Genomic DNA, 16805 nt, shown 5'->3' with positions numbered 1-16805 from the left:
TGTAAAGGCAAAAAGCCTGTGTCGGCGTATTCGGACATCCGGCAGGTTGTAACAGTCGGTTTCAAGATGACGTGAATGGCCGGAAGTGTGCAGGTCGGCTCACAGGCTGGTGGCGTGGTCCTGACGCGACTGCTTGAGGTAAGCCAGCAACTCCCGACCCTGCAACGGCTTGCTGTACAGATAGCCCTGGCCTTCATGACAGCCCTCGGTCACCACGTAGGCCTCCTGCTCGACGGTCTCTACGCCTTCGGCAATGACTTGCATGCCCAGGCTTTTGCCCAACTGGATAATGGCTCGCACGATGGTGGCGTCATCGTCGTCGTCGATCAGGTCCTGCACGAAGCTGCGGTCAATCTTGATCTTGTCCAGCGGCAGACTTTTCAGGTAGCTCAGCGATGAGTAGCCGGTGCCGAAGTCATCAATGGCAATCAAGGCGCCGGAGCGTCGCAAGCTCAACAGGTGCTGGGCGGCGGTGTTGATATCTTCCATCAGCCCGGTTTCGGTCACTTCCAGTTCCAGGCTGCGCGGTGGCAAGCGATAGATCTGCAGCAGGTTGTTGACCACACGCGGCAACTCCGCGTGATGCAACTGCACAGTCGACAGGTTGACTGCCATGCGCAAGTCGGTAAAACCCTGGTCGAGCCATTCGCGCAGTTGGCGGCAGGCCTGATCCAGCACCCATTCCCCGATGGCGATGATGCTGCCGTTCTGTTCGGCCAGCGGGATGAATACGTCCGGCGGCACCAAGCCATGTTCCGGATGCTGCCAGCGGATCAGCGCTTCCACGCCGACGATACGGTGATCGCGATAGCTGATCTGCGGTTGATAGACCAGATACAACTGATTGAGTGGCAGGGCTTCGCGCAGGTCTTTTTCAAGTTCGCGGCGGCGGCGCATTTCGCTGTCTACGCTGGCGATGTAGAACTGATAACGGTTACGCGAGCGGGCCTTGGCCAGCGTCATGGTCTGCTCGGCTTTTTGCAGCAGCTTCTCGGTGCTGTCGCCGTCTTCGGGAAACAGGGTGATGCCGATGGTTGCCCGCAGTCGAATCTGTTGATCACCGACGATGAACGGCGCTTCCAGCTCATCCAGAATATTTTGCGCCAGCTCTGCCGCCTCGTAGGGCTGCTCGATGTTGGATTGCACCAGCGCAAACTGGTCGCCGCCCAGGCGCGCCAGTGCCCCGAGTCGCACGCTGTGCGCGCGCAGACGGTCAGCGAGTGCGAGCAGCAATTGATCGCCGGACTGGTAGCTGAACTGTTCGTTGATGCCCTTGAAGTCATCCAGACCCACGCACAATACCGCCACTCGGTGTTGCTGGCGTCCTGCATCTTCCAGAATCCTGTCCAGCCCGGTCTGCAACTGAAGTCGGTTGGGCAGACCGGTGAGGAAATCGTACTGCGCCATGCGCTGCAGATTGTTTTCGGCCTCATGGCGCAGGTAAGTGTGGCGTTCGATGGAAGCCAGCAACTGGTTGGCGGTGTTGACCCAGATCCCCAATTCGTTTTTCTCGTGGCCTTTAAGCAACGGCAATTGGTGTTCGCTGGGGCGGTCGGGGTTGATCGCGATCAGGTGCTCGATGATCTTCGACAGCGGCTTGGTCAGCAGCCAGTGATAGACCAGATACAGCACCAGCCCCATTGCCAGCGCACGCAGCACGCCCGCGACAAAGATGATTCCGGCATTGACCAGAAAGCTTTCACCGTAATTGGCCGTGTCCAGCGTGATGCGCAGGTCGCCGTAATACTCGCTGTAGGGGCTGCGGCCTACCAGTTGAGTGGTGAAGCTGCGTTCCTGGCCAAGGATGAGGTCTGTCAGCCACCGCGTAGGGGACGTCTTCAGCGGCCGGTCTTTCTCGGCGAGCAGGCTTTCGTTAGGGTGCCCGATGGACGCCATGCGCACGGAGTCATCCTGGAACAGGCCTTCGATCACCTGCATGCCCATCTCGCGGTCCAGGCTGTAGACGGCCTGTGTCGACGGATCGCGGAACATGCCGAGAATCCGCTCGGCGTCGCTCGCCACAGCCTGACGTGTCTTGTAGGCGTCGAATACGATTTGCGCACAGCTGAGCAGGACGCCTACCAGAAGCGCCGAAAGCAGCACAACGCGCAGCAACTTTACCGACAGGCTGTTCTTGAGTTCCAGCTTCAATGGCCGTTCCTTAGTTAGTGTCGGAGGGCATATCGCCTCATGACCCTCGAAAAACCAGACCCGCACGCCGTGACCTTGTCACAACCGGTGCGCCTGGCTGATCTTCGCGTTCCTTGCACCTGCTGGCCAAAGCCACCTCAATGCGTCGGGTGGCCAGGTAGGTAACTAGAGCAGAACACTGTAAAGAATTACGTCATAGAGAATTAAGTTGTATTACGAGTCAGCGAGCGTTTTCCGACAATACACAAAGTACGAGCGGCAGGCGAAAAAAGATTTGCGATTCGCCTGACCGGCAGGCAGGCGGTTGACGCTATATGTGAAACAAACGTCTGGCAGGCGGCCCTTACAGGCCGGGAAACATAAAAAACCCGACGCGAGGCCGGGTTTTTCGATGAAGCTGGAATCAGGCTGCGAATTGCTTGGCCACGAAGTCCCAGTTCACCAGGTTCCAGAACGCCTCTACGTACTTCGGACGCAGATTGCGGTAGTCGATGTAGTAGGCGTGTTCCCACACATCGCAGGTCAGCAGCGGGGTGTCGCCGCTGGTCAGCGGGTTGCCGGCACCGATGGTGCTGGCCAGTGCCAGGGAGCCATCAGCCTTCTTCACCAGCCAGCCCCAGCCGGAGCCGAAAGTGCCGATGGAAGTCTTGCTGAACTCTTCCTTGAACTTGTCGAAGGAACCGAACGCCTTGTTGATGGCTTCGGCCAGAGCGCCGGTAGGCTCGCCGCCAGCGTTAGGAGCCAGGCAGTTCCAGTAGAACGTGTGGTTCCAGACCTGAGCGGCGTTGTTGAAGATACCGCCCGAGGAGGTCTTGATGATCTCTTCCAGTGTCTTGCCTTCGAACTCGGTGCCAGGCACCAGGTTGTTCAGGTTCACGACGTAGGTGTTGTGGTGCTTGTCGTGGTGATATTCCAGAGTCTCCGCAGAAATGTGCGGCACCAGAGCGTCTTTGGCGTAGGGCAGTGGCGGCAATTCAAAAGCCATGGTTTATCTCCTTTCAGGTCAATTGCGGTAGTCGCACGGCCGATCACGGGCGGCCAGATACAGCATGCACCGGGAGTTTTACTCTTTTGCGGCGCAGACCCCGGATCATAGCACCGGGTCTGCGCCTTAACCACGCAACAACTGTGTGGGATAGAGGTTCCCACGGGTTTGACTCTGCGGTCATGAAATCCGTCAGGCCGAGCGGATCAACTGCACGGCCACGCTGAACATCATCACTGCGATCATCAGGTCCAGCATCCGCCAGGTGGCAGGTCGGGCCAGCCAGGGAGCCAGCCATGCCGCGCCCAGGGCGAGGCTCGAGAACCACAGCAGCGAAGCGCTGGCTGCACCGGCGACATACGCGCCAGGCACGCCCTGTTGTGCGCCCAGCGAGCCAATCAGCAACACGGTGCCCAGATAGACATGCGGGTTGAGCAAGGTAACGGCCAATGCGCTGAGCAACACGGTGCGCAGTGATTTTCTGCCAACCGCTGCGCTGTGTTCCAGGCTCTGCCGTGAGCAGGCGCGGCGTAATGCCTGCAGGCCATACCAGCTCAGGAATATCACGCCGCCCCAGCGCGCCACCGCCAGCAGCGTCGGATTCTCCGCCAGCACATTGGCCAGACCGAACACGCCTGCAGCCACCAGGATGGCGTCGCAGACAATGCACAGCATCGCCACGGCCACATGATGTTCACGACGCAGGCCCTGAGCCAGCACAAAAGCATTTTGAGTACCGATCGCCATGATCAGGCCTGCCGCGATCAGCAGCCCATTGAGGTAGCTTTGCCACATGAGGATGTTCCATTGAGCGGATTCAGGTAGCCATTCTCAGAGGGTGAGGGTTATAAGGAAAACCAATAATCTTCATTGCTCATTAGGAAAACTGATGTTCGACTACAAATTGCTGTCGGCGCTGGCGGCCGTGATCGAGCAGGCCGGGTTCGAGCGCGCCGCTCAGGTGCTCGGGCTTTCTCAGTCAGCAGTCTCGCAACGCATCAAATTGCTGGAGGCGCGCATTGGCCTGCCGGTGCTGGTACGTGCCACGCCGCCGAGCCCGACCGACATCGGCCGGCGCCTGCTCAATCACGTGCAGCAGGTCCGCCTGCTGGAGCGCGATCTGCAAAGTCAGGTACCGGCACTGGACGAGGAGAGCATGCCCGAGCGTTTGCGAATCGCCTTGAATGCCGACAGTCTGGCAACCTGGTGGGCGCCGGCCATTGGCGCGTTTTGTACGCAACACCGTTTGCTGCTGGATCTGGTTGTCGAAGATCAGGACGTAGGCCTCAAGCGCATGCGCGCCGGTGAGGTGGCGGCCTGCCTGTGTGGCAGCGAGCGTCCGGTGGCGGGGGCCCGCAGTCAGTTGCTGGGGGCCATGCGCTATCGGGCGCTGGCCAGTCCCGCGTTCATCGCCCGCCATTTTCCGGACGGTGTCAGCCCAGAGACGCTCGTCAGATCCGCTGCCTTGGTATACGGCCCGGACGATCTTCTGCAGCATCGGTATCTGGCTATGTTGGGTGTTCAGGACGGCTTCGAGCATCATTTGTGTCCTTCCTCCGAAGGTTTCATCCGTATGATCGAGGCGGGCATGGGCTGGGGGCTGGCGCCCGAGTTGCAGGTGCGCGACCAGTTGCGCAACGGCACGCTGCTCGAATTACTGCCGGACCGTTGCATCGATGTGCCGCTCTACTGGCATCATTGGCGCAATGGTGGACAGCTTCTGACGCGCCTCACCGAACATCTTGCGCAACATTCGGCTCACTGGCTGGTGCCGCTGAGCGAAGACTGATCGTCAACAGGATCATGTGTAATCCATGCAGGCAGGGTTTTGCCTTTCCTGCAGACGCGTTAACGGAGCGGTAAATGAAGATTCTGGTCACCGGCGCGAGCGGCTTCATCGGCGGACGCTTTGCGCGTTTTGCCCTTGAGCAGGGCATGAGCGTGCGGATCAATGGCCGTCGTGCCGAAGGTGTCGAGCACCTGGTCAGGCGCGGTGCCGAGTTTATTCAGGGCGACCTCGCCGATCCTTATCTGGTGCGCGCACTGTGCGATGACGTGGAAGCGGTCGTGCATTGCGCGGGCTCGGTCGGTACGTGGGGACGTCGCCAGGATTTCATGCAGGGCAACGTGCAGCTCACGGAAAACATCGTCGAGGGCTGCCTGAAACAGAGGGTGCGAAGGCTGGTTCATCTATCTTCGCCGTCGATCTACTTTGATGGCCACTCGCACCGTGGCATCAAGGAAGAGCAGGTGCCCAAGCGCTTTCACAATCACTACGCGGCCACCAAGTACCTGGCCGAGCAAAAGGTCTTCGGTGCCGAAGAGTTCGGGCTGGAAGTCATTGCCCTGCGGCCACGCTTTGTCACCGGCGCGGGCGATAACAGCATTTTCCCGCGTCTGCTGCACATGCAGCGCAAGAGGCGCCTGGCGATTGTCGGCAACGGCTTGAACGTGGTGGATTTCACCAGCATGCAGAACCTCAACGAAGCCCTGCTGAGCAGCTTGCTGGAAACGGGTTCTGCACTGGGCAAGGCCTACAACATCAGCAATGGCACGCCGGTCCCGCTGTGGGACGCGATCAATTATGTGATGCGGCAGATGCACTTGCCTCAGGCCACCCGTTATCGTTCATACGGGCTGGCCTACAGCGCCGCGGCGATCAATGAGGCCGCCTGTATGCTGTGGCCGGGCAGACCTGAACCTACCCTGTCGAGAGTGGGCATGCAGGTCATGAACAGGGATTTCACGCTTGATATCAGCCGCGCCAGGCATTATCTGGATTATCAGCCCCAGGTCAGCCTGTGGACGGCGCTGGATGAATTCTGTGGCTGGTGGCAGGCACAGCACGCGATCTGAATGCGGTAGTGGCACAGTGAGATTGATTCTGCGCTGTTGTTATACTGCCCAACTTTGATCTACGAACTTTGATTTAACAGCTTCCTGAAGGGTTATTCATGCGCAACGATCCCTACGACGACGTCGATGACGTTCCCAGCCTGAGCGCCAAGGACGATGATGACGACTTCGCGCCGAGCAATAGCGCACGCGAGCGCACCACCGTCTATTCGCGCACCACGCCTGTAGTCAAGGTCAAGGCGCCGAGCACCGGGCCTTTGTGGGCGTTGGTCGGTGCGTTGTTCATTGCTTTCTGCGGTCTGGGCTGGTGGAGCTTTCAGCAGGTTTCCCTGATGGAGCAGCAGTTGGTCGCGACTCAGGAAAGCTTTGCGCGCATCAGCGAAGAAGCGGCGGGGCGCTTGCAGGATATTTCCGGCAAGGTGGTCGCGACCGAAGCGCTTTCCAGTGATGGAGAGGCGCTCAAGCAGCGTATCAAGTTGCTGGAAGCGCAACTGGAAGATCAGGACAAACAACGCGAAGGCGTTGAAGGTCAGCAGGGCAGTCTCGACAAACGTCTGGAGCAGATGGCCGCGCAAACCGCCCAGCAGCATAGTGAAAACGCGCAGTTGCAGGAACAGCTCAAAAGCGTTGTCGCTGAACTGACCACGCTCAAGGCCGCGTTGCCTGACCTGAAGACCGCTCAGGCGGATCAGGGCAAGCTGGATGCGCAGATCAAAAGCGTGGCGGCCGATGTCGCCACGTTGAAAAAGCAGGGCAACCCGTCTGCCGCTGTCGAACGCCTGGAACAGGACCTGATGGTGCTGAAAAGCGAACAGGAAAACCGCCCGGCGCCTTCGGCAGAAGCCAATACGGCCGAGTTCGATGCGTTTCGTGCTCAGGTGACTCGTAACATCAATACCCTGAACAGCCAGATCCAGAACCTGTCGCAACAGCTCAACGCACGCCGTTGACCTTGGCATCCTCTGCCGCCTTCAGCGCGGCAGTTCGCCGAGGGAGCGCTGGCCAGTAAATCCAGGTGCAGATACGAAGAAACCCCGATTCCTGCGAATCGGGGTTTCTGGTCTTACGACAGCGGTTTACATCCGTGGGTAGTCGATGTAGCCGACTGGCCCTTTGCCGTAGAACGTTTCCGGATGGGCTTCATTCAGAGGCGCATCGCTGGCCAGACGCTCAGGCAGGTCCGGGTTGGCGATGTAAGGCACGCCAAAGGCAATGGCGTCGGCCTTGCCTTCTGCCAGCCAGGCATTGGCAGTGTCCTTGGTGAATTTCTCGTTGGCGATGTAGACGCCGCCGAAATCCTTCTTCAACTGTGGGCCAAGGCTGTCTTCAGCATCACGCTCACGGGCACAGATGAACGCGATACCGCGCTTGCCGAGCTCTTTAGCCACGTAGCTGAAGGTTTCGGCGCGGTTTGCATCGCTCATGTCGTGCATGTCGAAGCGAGGCGAGAGGTGAACGCCTACACGGCCAGCGCCCCAGACTTCGATGACGGCATCCGTGACTTCCAGCAGCAGACGCGCACGATTTTCCACCGAACCGCCGTACTCGTCGGTGCGCTGGTTGGTGCCGGTCAGCAGGAACTGTTCAAGCAGATAGCCGTTGGCGCCATGCACTTCCACGCCGTCGAAGCCCGCCGCCTTGGCGTTTTCCGCACCGACGCGATAGGCCTCGACGATGTCACCGATTTCCGCCAGTTCCAGCGCCCGCGGGGTTGGCAATGGGGTGATCGGACGCATCAGGCTGACATGGCCTTCGGCTGCGATTGCACTTGGCGCGACCGGGGTTTCGCCGTTCAGGTAGGCAGGGTGGGAAATACGGCCCACGTGCCACAACTGCAGGGCAATGCGGCCACCGGCGTTATGCACTGCCTTGGTGATGTTGCTCCAGCCACGCACCTGATCGTTGGACCAGATGCCCGGGGTGTCGGGGTAGCCCACGCCCATTGGCGTCACAGAGGTGGCTTCGGTCAGGATCAGGCCCGCCGAGGCACGCTGAACGTAATACTCGGCCATCATCGCGTTCGGTACACGGCCTTCATCGGCACGGCAGCGCGTCAGTGGGGCCATGATGATGCGGTTGGGCAGTTGCAGATCGCCCAGGGTGATCGGGTCAAAGATAGTCGTCATGTGTCGAATCCTCGTAATTGATCAATGCGTAGCAGGTGCCAGCTCGGGGTTGCCGGTCTGGCGAAAGGTAATCAGGGTTATCAGCAGCGCCAGCACGGCCAGGATGGCGGCGGCCAGCGGTACGCTGGTCAGGCCCAGACCGTGGGCGATGACGCTGCCACCGACCCAGGCGCCCAGCGCGTTGCCGACGTTGAAGGCGCCGATGTTCAGGGTTGACACCAGGTTCGGTGCGGCTTTGCCGAACGTCACCACGTTGATCTGCAGGGCCGGGACGGCGGCGAAGGCCGCGACTGCCCAGAGGAACAGGGTGATTTCAGCCGGGATCAGCGCGGTGCTGGTCCAGCTGAGCACGGTGGAGATCACCGCCATCGAGACGAATACGCCAATCAGCGTGGACGCCAGGCGGCGGTCGGCCATCTTGCCGCCGATCACGTTGCCGGCGGTCAGGCCCAGGCCGATCAACAGCAGGGTCCAGGTCACGCCGTTGGGCGATACGCCGGTGACTTCGCCGAGCAGTGGGGCGATGTAGGTGAACAGGGTGAACATGGACGCTGAAAACAGCGCAGTCATGGTCAGCGACAGCCAGATGCCGGCCCCTCTGAGGGCGCCGAGTTCAGCGCGCATGTCGAGCTTTTCTTCGTTGCGGTTGGTCGGCAGGAAGCGGATCAGGCCGATCAGCGCAATCACCCCGATGACCGTGACGGCCCAGAAGGTCGAGCGCCAGCCCGCGTATTGACCCAGCGCAGTACCCAGCGGCACGCCCAGTACATTGGCCAGTGTCAGGCCGGTGAACATCAAGGCCACCGCTGAGGCACGCCGGTTGGCGGGCACCAGACCTGCGGCAACCACCGAGCCGATGCCGAAGAACGCACCGTGACACAGTGCAGTCACCACGCGGGCGAACATCAGGACGTTGTAGTCACTGGCCAGCGCACAGAGCAGATTGCCGATGATGAAAATCCCCATCAGCGTGACCAGCGCGGCCTTGCGCGGCAGTTTTGCCGTGGCCATGGCCATGAAAGGTGCACCGACAGCGACGCCCAGCGCATAGCCGGTCACCAGCCAGCCTGCACCGGGGATCGATACGCCGAGGTCGGCTGCCACATCGGGCAGCAGGCCCATGATGACGAATTCGGTGGTGCCGATGGCGAAGGCGCTCAGGGCCAGAATGAGTAGCGAAAGAGGCACGGGGCAACTCCTGGTAAACGTTGGAAAATCAGGTCGGGTTGTTCAGTTCTTCAACCAGCGCCTGAACGAATGCCTGTATGACTTCTTCGTTGCGTCTGAAGAAATGCCATTGGCCGACCTTCTTGCTGCTGATCAGACCAGCGCGTTGCAGGGTCGCCAGATGGGCCGAGACAGTGGATTGTGACAATCCCGCACGCTGATCGATCTGTCCGGCGCACACGCCGTGTTCGATCGAGTACTCCTGGGCGGGAAAGCTCGCACGCGGGTCTTTCAGCCAAGTCAGGATTTCTCGGCGGACCGGGTGGGCCAGGGCTTTTATTATGTCGTCGAGGTCGATCTGCATGTCGTTCTCACAGGCGGTGTAGCGATATATCGCGATAGAACGAACCTTATATCTATATTTCGCGATATACAAATATGATTATGTGCTTAGGATCAGCCAAATCGCTATATCGGGTTATAACGATATATGGACAGCGGGCCCGAAAGCGGCCTAGGCTTGCAGCCATGAACTACTTGGCACATCTTCATCTTGGCGGGCACCGGCCCGCCCAATTGCTTGGCAGCCTGTATGGCGATTTCGTCAAAGGTCCGCTGCCGGGACGTTTTCCTGCGGAACTGGAGGCGGCGATTCGTCTGCACCGCAGCATCGACGCCTTCACTGACAGTCATCCGCTGATCAAGGCCTCCATTGCCCGCTTTCCGCTCCAGAGACGGCGCTATGCCGGCATCATGCTCGATGTTTTTTTCGATCACTGCCTGGCGCGCGACTGGCATCGTTATGCCGACCTGCCGTTGGACGCATTCACCCGCAAGGTCTATGGCACGCTGGCTGCCGAGCCACAATTGCCCGAGCGGCTGGCGCTGATCGCACCGCGCATGGCGGCGCAGGACTGGCTGGGGTCGTATCGGGATTTCGGAGTGCTGGAGCAGGTGTTGAGCGGGATATCCCGACGCCTGTCAAAACCCGAAGGGCTGGCCGGCGGCATGCAGGAACTGCAGGCGCTGTACCAGCCCTTGAGTGCGGATTTCGCCGAGTTCTATCCGCTACTCGAGGATTTCGCTCAGGCCGCTCGGGCCGGACGCGAAACCACGTCGCTCGGCTGAACCGGCGGCTCGCCAAACAACGCCACCTGAACGGCCTGCTGGGCCTTGAAGGCCAGTGCGGCGCGTTCCTGGTCAGCGGTCGGAATCGGTGTCAGCAGGTGAATATGCACATCGCTCTGCTCGTTGGCGAACAGTCGGCGCAAGTGCGACAGCAAGTCATCGTCGCCAATGAACGGGGCGATCGGGTCCGGCTTGCCGTCACGCGAGTAACCAATGGCCACCGGCTGGATCGGCACGCCAGCGTCGATGGCGCTGGACAGCAGACGACCGTGAAAGGTGCGCAGGCTTTTGCCGTCCGTGGTGGTGCCTTCAGGGAAGATCAGCAGCGCGTTGCCTTGCTGCAGATGGTTGCACATCTGCTTCTGGATCAGACGGCTGTCGCCCGATCCGCGACGAATGAACAGCGTACCGGCCTTCAGCGCCAGCCAGCCCGCTACCGGCCAGGTCCGCACTTCGGCCTTCGACAGAAACGACAGCGGCGCGAGCATGCCGAGCAGGGCGATGTCGGTCCATGACACATGGTTGCTGACCCACAGCATGGGTTGGGTTGGCAGTTGACCTGTCACGGTGACGCGAAACGGCAGGGCGTTGGTCAGGCGTGCCATGAACCAGCGGCTCCAGCGCTGCCTGCGCTCCATCGAACCTCCGATCCTGGTGCGTTCCAGGACCGCGAACGCGCTGGCAATCGTCAATCCGAGCGCTACGACCAGTAGCACCCGGACTACGCGGGCATAGCCGCGCAACCGGCTCATCACACGGCCGCCTTGAAGTGGCGGGCATAGCGCGGGCACAAGTCGTCGCGCTTGAGCAGGATGAACACGTCGGCCACCTGGAAGTCTTCGTCCCAGCACGGTTCGCCGCATATCTTGGCCCCCAGACGCATGTAGGCCTTGAGCAGCGGTGGCATCTCGCAGATCACATTGCTCGGGATGTCGAGGGTCGGCAGCGGATTCTTCGGCTCGGCGCGCAGGTGTTCGTTGCACAGGTAGCGTTCGCGCAGGCGTTGCATGATCGCATGGGCCTGAATACCGCCGTCCTGCATCGGGATGCTTGCGCAGCCCATCAGGTAGCTGTAGCCGCCTTCGTTGAGCACCTCGGCCAGTTCGCTCCACAACACTGCGATGGTGCCGCCGTTGCGATAGGCCGGATCGACGCAGGTGCGACCCAGTTCGAGGATCGGCCCTTGCAGATTGACCAGCCCGTGCAGGCTGAACTCTTCTTCGCTGTAGAAGCGCCCCAGCGTGTTGGCGGCCTGATGGTCGAGCAGCCGGGTTGTGGCAACCAGACGCCCGGTGTTCAGGTCGCGTACCCCGATGTGCGAGCAGTGAACATCGTAATCGTCGATGTCCAGGCCTTGTTCAGCGCCGTTGAGACGGGCGTTGAACTCTTCGCTGAACACACTGAAACGCAACGCCTGTGCTTCCTGCAAGGCGCGCGCTCCAATCAGGCGCTCGGCCTGAAGACGACGTTCAGAAGTGTTGTCACGAATGCGGGCGATCTGGGTCATACGAATCTCCATGAGCCAGCCTTGCAGATGCAGAAAGGGCTGGTGACTGATTTGTCCAGGCGCTTTGCCGTACTTGCAGGCTAGGGAGATGGCGTGTCATGCCTGTGAAGCTTTGGTGATGGTTGTGTGACGGGAAACGCTGTGGCCATTTCCTCTGCGTCTGCTCTTCGGTTGATAGCTGACCGTCATGAAACGCTGATATGGTGTGCGGATCATTCTGTAGAGGCCTTGTCATGCCGCGTGGATTTATCCGTCTGTGTCTGGTTCTGATCCTGGGCTTCAGTGCCCAGGGCGTCGTTGCTCAAACATGGCCGGCAGAGCAATGGCCTTCTCAGTCTGTGCCGCGATCGGCGGCCATCGAAGAGCTCGAGGCCTACGCCTTCCCGCCTCGTGACGACGCCACGCGCAAGGGCATTCGCACCGATGCGCTGCTGGTGATTCGTGATGGCGAAGTTGTGTACGAGCGCTACGGCGGTGTGACCACCGCGCAAACGCCGCACCTGACCTGGTCGATCAGCAAAAGCATCATGGCGACGGTGCTGGGGGTGGCGTTTGCAGAAGGACGCTTTCAACTGAACGATCCGGTGGCGAAGTTCTACCCGCCGTTCAAGGCGCACCCCGATATCGCCATCAAAGACCTGATGCACTGGGCTTCGGGTCTGGATTGGCAGGAAGACTACGAATACGCACCGCTCAACTCCTCGGTGGTCGCCATGCTCTACACCCGCGGGCGCGACGACATGGCGCGCTTCACCGCCGATCACCGCGCTGCCCACCCCCCCGGCAAGACTTACCTCTACTCCAGCGGCGATAGCACCGTTCTGGCGGCGGCCTTGAAAAAGATGGTCGGCGATGAGGCCTATCCGGGTTACCCATGGACCGCGCTGTTCGACCCGCTCGGCATCCGCAGTGCGGTCTGGGAAACCGATGGCGCGGGTACATTTGTAGGTTCTTCCTATGCCTACATGACCGCCCGCGATCTGGCCCGCATCGGCCTGCTGATGCAGCGCGGCGGGCAATGGCAGGATCGGCAGTTGCTCAACAAGGAGTGGATGGGCTTCGTGCTGACGCCGTTTGCCGGTGAGGGCGTAGATACCAGTGTTGAAGTGCCCGCTGGCCAATGGTGGCTCAACCGCACTGCCGATGGCGGCAAAGGACCGTGGCCAGACGCTCCCCCTGACACCTTCGCGGCATTGGGGCATTGGGGGCAGGCGCTGTATGTGATTCCCGATCAGAAGCTGGTGATCGTGCGCTATGCCGATGACCGCGACGCTACCTACAACCACAATGAGATGCTTAAGCGCGTACAGGCCGCGTTTGGCAAGGAGGGCGGTCAATGAGCACGCGCCGAATGTTCATCCTGCGCCGTCCCTTCAGCAGCCTGCTGTTGCTGATGGTTGCCGCACTTGCCGTGCTCGCCTGGCAGTACCGTGTGAACCTGCAGGCGTTCCCGACCATCATCAGTGCCTACACCGCCAAGGAATACTGCTCGTGCAGGTACGTCATGAATAATTCCGAAGCGTATTGCCAGGGCTACATCAAGCAGTATCTGCCCAGCACGCTGGTCGACGACAGCAGTCAAAAACGGGTCATTGCCAGCGGCCTGGGACGCACCAGCAGCGCGTCCTGGCAGGGTGAGCGACAGGGTTGTCGCCTGCTGCCATGAGGGCCTGATGAATTGCCGCCGAACGCGGGCGTTTGCCAGCGGTCAGACAGGCGGATAAGGTGGCCCTCAATTGCACGTCTGGAGTCTGCATGCTCACTATGAATCGCCTGCTGCTGGTCATGCTGGCCGCAGTGGCGTTACCTGCCCATGCGAACTGGTATCTGGATAACGAGTCGTCGCGACTCTCGTTCACCTCGACTAAAAATGCCGATATTGCCGAAGTGCATCGCTTTCTGGTGCTGCACGGCAAAGTCGACGCCAAGGGGCTGGCTGAAGTGGAAGTTGAAACCGATTCAGTCAGCACCGGCATTCCGCTGCGCGACGAGCGCCTTCGAGAGCAGGTGTTTCAGGTGCGCAAGTTTCCGGCTGCTCAGATCAATGCGCAGTTAGACATGCGCCCGATCAATAACCTCGCGCCCGGCGCACAACTGGAACTGCGTTTACCGCTGACCGTCAGCCTGCGCGGCAAGACCCACAGCTATAACGCCGAGCTGCTGGCGACGCGTCTCGACGAGCGGCGATTTCAGGTCGTGACGCTAGAGCCGCTGGTGATCCATGCCCAGGATTTCGATATGGCCCCGGACTTCAAGGCCTTGCGCAACGCCGCAGGATTGTCGGCAGTGAGCCTCTCGGTCCCGGTCGGGGCTGTCCTGATCTTCACGGCGCGCTGATATGAACGGTGCGATTTTTCCGTGGCGTGAAAACAACCGCTTTCAATTGCTGATCGACGGCCCTGCGTTCTTTCCGCGCATGATCGCAGCCATCGATCGCGCCGAGCAGCAGGTCGATCTGGAGTTGTACCTGGTCGAAGCCGGGGCCTGCGCCGACGCTATCGTGCGCGCGCTGGTCGAGGCGGGCAGGCGTGGCGTGATTGTGCGCTGTCTGTTCGATGACTTCGGTTCCAAAGCCTTCGACGCCGGCCTGCGCAAGCAACTGACCGATGCCGGTGTGATTCTGCGTTTCTACAATCCGATCCACTGGCGGCGGGGCGTGCGTAACTTCTACCGCGACCATCGCAAACTGCTGCTGGTGGACAAGGCCTTGGCCGTGGTGGGCGGCACCGGTGTGACCGACGAGTTCTGGGAGCCGGACAAGGACGCCAGCCAGTGGCACGAAGTGATGGTCGAAATCACCGGGCCGTTGGTGATCGACTGGCAGGCGCTGTTCAACCGGCAGTTCCACGCCAACGCCCGGCGTTTCGCCTGGCGTCCGAAAGAAAACTTCGGCCTTGATCATCTGCCCAAGGCCCCGATAACCGGCGAGGGCTTGGGTCGTGTCGCGTATGCCGATTCCCGCCAGCACCGCGACATCCTGCAGTCGCTGGTACGTGCGCTGAACACCGGGCAAAAGCGGATCTGGCTGGCCACCCCTTACTTTCTGCCCACCTGGAAAGTTCGCCGCGCCTTGCGTCGGGCGGCGGCACGTGGCGTTGATGTGCGTTTGCTGCTGACCGGACCGCGCACCGATCACCCGTCCGTCCGCTACGCCGGTCACCGCTACTACCCGCGCCTGCTGCGTGCCGGGGTCAAGGTGTTCGAATACCAGCCGTGCTTTCTGCACCTGAAAATGGTCCTGATCGACGACTGGGTGAGTCTCGGCTCGTGCAATTTCGATCACTGGAATCTGCGCTTCAACCTGGAAGCCAACCTCGAAGCCCTCGACCCCGGACTGACCCGAGACGTGGTCGCCAGCTTTGAAAAAGACTTCGCCCTGAGCGCCGAGACCACGCTGGCAGACTGGAAGGCCAGACCGCTGTGGCGACGGGTCAAGCAGCGCTTGTGGGGCTGGATCGACCGGCTGGTGGTGAACTTGCTGGATCAGCGTAACTGAGGTTTGCGCGGGGCCGAGCGTGGCCCCGGGTTGTCATCCGGTCAAACGATGCATTCCAGTGAGCGGTCAACCATGGCTTTGGCCATCTCGGCCATGTGCAACACCGAAAACGCCAGATCACGGCTGGTGCCCTGAGTGCTGTCGCCGGACTCATAGGCCGTCGTGATGATGCAGCGCAGCAGATCCGAAGCGTAGTTGAGCGCTTCCTCCTGGCTGACGGATGCGTTGACGGTGAACAGGGCGGTGGGCGGGTCGGGGACGATTTTATCGGGCATGTTTGCAACTCCTGATCAATGAAAGGAGCCGCCCCTTTCGCTACCAAACGATCAGGGTGGCGGCCGTACGCAGGTTGGTAGACCGGTGACCAGGCAAACCGGTGCGTCCGAAGACGCCAAGCGCACGGCCACCATAAACGCAGGCCGAAAAAATGCGCCTTGAGAAGGTGGCGCATTGCGCACAGGTCACTCAGGTCTACCAAACCTGATCGCTGATTGAGCAGCGACCGATGAAGGCTAGAGACCTGAATAGCCAAGCGCAATAGGCCGGGATTTTCTCGGAAATTTCCTTCAATTGGAAGGGAGGCGTCCTGCTGATAATTCCTACAAGAATTATCGAAATGGGTTTTCTGAAGATGTTTTCGGCGTAGGTGGGGTGAAGTGACGAGGGCTGTTCGTCAGTATTTCAGCAAGCAGTACATCACCGAGGGCGAGACGTTAAAAAGCTATCGGATCACATTGAATCAGCATGATGTGCCTCCGCACTACAGATAATGTGCGGAGTAGAGTGCTTGCAATGAAAATAGCCTGTGCAGCGTTTGCTGGACAGGCTTGTTGCTGAAGGAAGTAGTTAAGGCTTTTTGATATTCTGCATGTAGGTATGATTTGGTTCTGTAACGACTTTCTTCGTCAGCGCGTCGAGCTCCTTGCTGTGATACATATCCAGGCATTTCAGCAGGTCGAATTTTATACCCTTGATCTGGGATTCGGCCAAAGGGTTTGTGTAGTCGCGCGCGAGGTATTTTTTTACCAGGGCCTTGACGGCAAGAGGACTTTTTTCCCAATCATAGTTGGCCCACTCGCGCAACGCTGTGACGCTACTGCCAGCGTCAGTCCCGACGTTGGCACTGAATTTGTAAGCGCTTGCAATGCAGGTGGCAAGAACCATGTCTTTATAGTTTTGCGCGTGTGTTCTATACATACCTTCCGGCGATGATGGCTGAGCAGATGCATGAATAGTAAGCGCGGTGAGCGAGCAGCAGGCCAGTACGGTCGTAAAAAGTGATTTCATTGCGTAAGGCTCCAGATATTTGTCATGGCTAGCAATCTCGACACAGTCCTTGTAGTGATCATCCAGTGCTTCACCCGGTATGCCTGAAAAATACATTTATTT

Annotated in this window: 18 protein-coding genes; 8 read left to right on the top strand and 10 right to left on the bottom strand. The window is 59.9% G+C overall.

What is annotated here, in order from left to right:
- Window positions 1-99: 99 nt before the first annotated feature.
- The 3 genes from PCPL58_RS22510 to PCPL58_RS22500 form a co-directional block, all read right to left on the bottom strand.
- Window positions 100-2151, bottom strand: coding sequence for a putative bifunctional diguanylate cyclase/phosphodiesterase (locus tag PCPL58_RS22510; RefSeq protein WP_044310414.1), 2052 nt, complete (start codon window positions 2149-2151; stop codon window positions 100-102).
- A gap of 403 nt (window positions 2152-2554) precedes the next feature.
- On the bottom strand, window positions 2555-3136 hold the full coding sequence (gene sodB, locus PCPL58_RS22505; RefSeq protein ID WP_003313497.1) for a superoxide dismutase [Fe]: 582 nt from the start codon (window positions 3134-3136) through the stop codon (window positions 2555-2557).
- Between the two features lie 192 nt (window positions 3137-3328).
- A complete protein-coding gene (locus PCPL58_RS22500; RefSeq protein ID WP_065350487.1) occupies window positions 3329-3931 on the bottom strand; it encodes a LysE/ArgO family amino acid transporter in 603 nt (200 codons plus the stop codon).
- Between the two features lie 94 nt (window positions 3932-4025).
- Between PCPL58_RS22500 and PCPL58_RS22495 the strand changes: the two genes are divergently transcribed.
- From PCPL58_RS22495 to PCPL58_RS22485, 3 genes are all read left to right on the top strand, one after another.
- Window positions 4026-4925, top strand: a complete 900-nt coding sequence (locus PCPL58_RS22495; protein WP_065350486.1) for a LysR family transcriptional regulator ArgP — start codon at window positions 4026-4028, stop codon at window positions 4923-4925.
- Between the two features lie 74 nt (window positions 4926-4999).
- On the top strand, window positions 5000-5992 hold the full coding sequence (locus PCPL58_RS22490) for an NAD-dependent epimerase/dehydratase family protein (RefSeq protein WP_065350485.1): 993 nt from the start codon (window positions 5000-5002) through the stop codon (window positions 5990-5992).
- Window positions 5993-6090: 98 nt separating this feature from the next.
- The gene (locus tag PCPL58_RS22485) at window positions 6091-6942 is read left to right on the top strand and encodes an ATPase (protein WP_065350484.1); all 852 of its coding nucleotides are present in this window, start codon (window positions 6091-6093) and stop codon (window positions 6940-6942) included.
- A 126-nt stretch (window positions 6943-7068) separates the two neighbouring features.
- Here PCPL58_RS22485 and PCPL58_RS22480 read toward each other — a convergent pair whose 3' ends face one another.
- The 3 genes from PCPL58_RS22480 to PCPL58_RS22470 are packed head-to-tail and all read right to left on the bottom strand — an operon-like array spanning window position 7069 to window position 9649.
- Window positions 7069-8118 (bottom strand): alkene reductase, encoded by a 1050-nt coding sequence (locus tag PCPL58_RS22480; RefSeq protein WP_003431417.1) that lies wholly within the window; start codon window positions 8116-8118, stop codon window positions 7069-7071.
- A gap of 21 nt (window positions 8119-8139) precedes the next feature.
- Window positions 8140-9306, bottom strand: a complete 1167-nt coding sequence (locus PCPL58_RS22475; protein ID WP_003431415.1) for an MFS transporter — start codon at window positions 9304-9306, stop codon at window positions 8140-8142.
- Between the two features lie 28 nt (window positions 9307-9334).
- A complete protein-coding gene (locus PCPL58_RS22470) occupies window positions 9335-9649 on the bottom strand; it encodes an ArsR/SmtB family transcription factor (RefSeq protein ID WP_003363918.1) in 315 nt (104 codons plus the stop codon).
- A 164-nt stretch (window positions 9650-9813) separates the two neighbouring features.
- Between PCPL58_RS22470 and PCPL58_RS22465 the strand changes: the two genes are divergently transcribed.
- Entirely contained in the window at window positions 9814-10413 is a 600-nt protein-coding gene (locus PCPL58_RS22465) for an acyl carrier protein phosphodiesterase (RefSeq protein WP_003363917.1), read from the top strand.
- On the opposite strand, the gene PCPL58_RS22460 is transcribed toward PCPL58_RS22465, so the two are convergent.
- Together PCPL58_RS22460 and olsB are read right to left on the bottom strand one after the other, a co-directional pair.
- The gene (locus PCPL58_RS22460; RefSeq protein WP_046719031.1) at window positions 10371-11165 is read right to left on the bottom strand and encodes a lysophospholipid acyltransferase family protein; all 795 of its coding nucleotides are present in this window, start codon (window positions 11163-11165) and stop codon (window positions 10371-10373) included. The genes PCPL58_RS22465 and PCPL58_RS22460 overlap by 43 nt on opposite strands.
- Window positions 11165-11920 (bottom strand): L-ornithine N(alpha)-acyltransferase, encoded by a 756-nt coding sequence (olsB, locus tag PCPL58_RS22455; protein ID WP_003405915.1) that lies wholly within the window; start codon window positions 11918-11920, stop codon window positions 11165-11167. The genes PCPL58_RS22460 and olsB overlap by 1 nt, the downstream gene beginning before the upstream one ends.
- Before the next feature lie 233 nt (window positions 11921-12153).
- Between olsB and PCPL58_RS22450 the strand changes: the two genes are divergently transcribed.
- The 4 genes from PCPL58_RS22450 (at window position 12154) to PCPL58_RS22435 (ending at window position 15416) form a co-directional block, all read left to right on the top strand.
- Complete coding sequence (locus PCPL58_RS22450; protein ID WP_065350483.1) at window positions 12154-13260, top strand: serine hydrolase domain-containing protein; 1107 nt, start codon at window positions 12154-12156, stop codon at window positions 13258-13260.
- Window positions 13257-13586: a hypothetical protein gene (locus PCPL58_RS22445; protein WP_003363909.1), complete on the top strand. Its 330-nt coding sequence runs from the start codon at window positions 13257-13259 to the stop codon at window positions 13584-13586. Before PCPL58_RS22450 ends, PCPL58_RS22445 begins: the two co-directional genes overlap by 4 nt.
- An 89-nt stretch (window positions 13587-13675) precedes the next feature.
- Complete coding sequence (locus PCPL58_RS22440) at window positions 13676-14257, top strand: YceI family protein (protein WP_011268811.1); 582 nt, start codon at window positions 13676-13678, stop codon at window positions 14255-14257.
- A 1-nt stretch (window position 14258) separates the two neighbouring features.
- Window positions 14259-15416, top strand: a complete 1158-nt coding sequence (locus tag PCPL58_RS22435; protein WP_046719033.1) for a phospholipase D-like domain-containing protein — start codon at window positions 14259-14261, stop codon at window positions 15414-15416.
- A gap of 41 nt (window positions 15417-15457) precedes the next feature.
- Here the strand turns inward: PCPL58_RS22435 and PCPL58_RS22430 are convergent, their stop codons facing one another.
- Both PCPL58_RS22430 and PCPL58_RS22425 read right to left on the bottom strand, forming a co-directional pair.
- Window positions 15458-15691: a DUF6124 family protein gene (locus tag PCPL58_RS22430; protein ID WP_003313478.1), complete on the bottom strand. Its 234-nt coding sequence runs from the start codon at window positions 15689-15691 to the stop codon at window positions 15458-15460.
- 571 nt (window positions 15692-16262) lie between these two features.
- Window positions 16263-16703: a type VI secretion system amidase immunity protein Tai4 gene (locus PCPL58_RS22425; RefSeq protein ID WP_065351097.1), complete on the bottom strand. Its 441-nt coding sequence runs from the start codon at window positions 16701-16703 to the stop codon at window positions 16263-16265.
- Window positions 16704-16805: the final 102 nt, after the last annotated feature.

It is taken from the genome of Pseudomonas cerasi (assembly GCF_900074915.1).
Taxonomy (GTDB): Bacteria; Pseudomonadota; Gammaproteobacteria; order Pseudomonadales; family Pseudomonadaceae; genus Aquipseudomonas; species Aquipseudomonas cerasi.
Note: the sequence above shows the minus strand (reverse complement) of the source record. Positions and strands in the feature narration are given on the sequence as shown.